Annotated in this window: 1 protein-coding gene; it reads right to left on the reverse strand. The window is 39.0% G+C overall.

The window, feature by feature from the left end; genetic code table 11:
• Nucleotides 1-979: 979 nt before the first annotated feature.
• On the reverse strand, nucleotides 980-2450 hold a 1471-nt coding region (gene ftsH / locus F6K22_RS38700; RefSeq protein ID WP_293110234.1), incomplete at its 5' end, for an ATP-dependent zinc metalloprotease FtsH.

Consider the following 2450-nt stretch of genomic DNA (forward strand, 5'->3'; position numbering starts at 1 on the left):
CACTCATAGAAACACCCCAAAATTCTCCACCTTATTATTTCTTTCACCCTCAGAGATTTTTCCCCAAACCACCAAAATTTTGAGACTTATCTAAGACGTTATAGTTTTTCACTCACTCATAGAAACACCCCAAAATTCTCCACCTTATTATTTCTTTCACCCTCAGAGATTTTTCCCCAAACCACCAAAATTTTGAGACTTATCTAAGACGTTATAGTTTTTCACTCACTCATAGAAACAGTCAAAGAAACACTCAAAAATTCTCCACCTAATTATTTCTGTAAACCTCAGAGATTTTTCCCCAAACCACCAAAATTTTGAGACTTATCTAAAACGTTATAGTTTTTCACTCACTCATAGAAACACCCCAAAATTCTCCACCTTATTATTTCTTTCACCCTCAGAGATTTTTCCCCAAACCACCAAAATTTTGAGACTTATCTAAGACGTTATAGTTTTTCACTCACTCATAGAAACAGTCAAAGAAACACCTCAAAATTCTCCACCTTATTATTTCTGTAAACCTCAGAGATTTTTCCCCAAACCACCAAAATTTTGAGACTTATCTAAAACGTTATAGTTTTTCACTCACTCATAGAAACACCTCAAAATTCTCCACCTTATTATTTCTGTAAACCTCAGAGATTTTTCCCCAAACCACCAAAATTTTGAGACTTATCTAAAACGTTATAGTTTTTCAACCTCTCCTTAAAACACCCCAAAATTCTCCACCTAATTATTTCTGTAAACCTCAGAGATTTTTCCCCAGACCACCAAAATTTTGAGACTTATCTAAAACGTTATAGTTTTTCACCGCCTCCTTAAAACACCCCAAAATTCTCCACCTAATTATTTCTGTAAACCTCAGAGATTTTTCCCCAGACCACCAAAATTTTGAGACTTATCTAAAACGTCTTTGGGTAAGTAATGAGTGAAAATATTTTTTCAACCATCCACCACCCAAAAACTAACTCAAACCTCAACTTTTCTTTTGTAAATTAATAGCCGACTTCTGTTTCTCAGGTAATTCCTTATATTCCGAAACTATTCTACGGAACTCATCACCCTCAATAGTCTCCTTCTCTATCAATAAATCTACCAACCTATCCATCAAAACACGATTTTCTCTAATAATTCGCCGAGCTTCCTCATAACAATGAACAGCCATTGCTCGTACTTGATGGTCAATCTTAGTAGCTACTTCCTCAGAATATTCCGACTGCTGCGACTGCCAACCTCGACCCAAAAAAACCTCCCCACTCGGATTTTCCAAAGCCAAAGGTCCTAAGTCAGACATTCCATAGCGAGTTACCATCTCACGAGCTAAATTTGCCACACTCCTAATATCGTTGCTAGCTCCCACAGTAACTTCAGCCGCTCCAAAAATCTCCTCCTCTGCAGCACGTCCACCCAGAGAAATTGTAATCCTGTCTACTAACCAACCACGGGTATACATCCCACTATCAATCATCCCCTCATCCATAATTGGTTGAGCAAAACCACCCACTCCACCAGAACGAGGAATAATAGTAACCTTATTCAGAGGATCAGAATTTTTCAGCAGAGTCATCAATAAAGCATGACCTAACTCATGGTAAGCAATTAACCGTTTTTTCTTACTATCCAATAACGGGGTCAGACTCAAACCTATAGTCACTCGGTCAATAGCATCATCAATTTCTAAAGATGTAACTCCTTCCTTGCGTCGTCTAGCAGTTAGAATAGCTGCTTCATTCAACATATTAGCCAAGTCCGCTCCCGAAAAACCAGGTGTCCGTCGAGCGATCGCCTCTAAAGATACCTCTGGAGTTAATTTTTTATTCCGAGCATGAACTTCCAAAATTCCCAAACGTCCTTTATAAGTAGGTAAGTCTACAGTCACCTGTCTATCAAACCGACCCGGACGTAATAAAGCTGCATCCAAAACATCTGGACGGTTAGTCGCCGCAATAATAATAATCCCTGTATTTCCTTCAAACCCATCCATTTCAGTAAGTAGTTGGTTAAGAGTTTGTTCCCGTTCATCATTACCCCCACCAATACCAGCACCTCTTTGTCTACCTACCGCATCTATTTCATCTATAAATATTATGCAAGGAGCATTTTCCTTAGCCTTTCTAAACAAGTCTCTTACCCGAGAAGCTCCCACACCCACAAACATTTCCACAAATTCTGAACCAGAAATACTAAAAAAAGGAACTCCTGCTTCACCAGCGATCGCCTTTGCCAATAGAGTCTTACCTGTTCCTGGAGGTCCTACCAAAAGTACACCTTTAGGAATTTTCGCCCCAATAGCTGTAAACTTCTCTGGTTTTTTCAAGAAACTGACTACTTCCTGCAATTCTTCTTTCGCTTCTTCGATACCTGCCACATCATCAAACAATACTCCAGTTTTTGCCTCCATCTGAAAACGAGCCCTAGACTTACCAAAATTTAAAGCATTTCCCTGA

The organism is Okeania sp. SIO2F4 (genome assembly GCF_010672385.1).
In the GTDB taxonomy this organism is placed as follows: Bacteria; Cyanobacteriota; Cyanobacteriia; order Cyanobacteriales; family Microcoleaceae; genus Trichodesmium.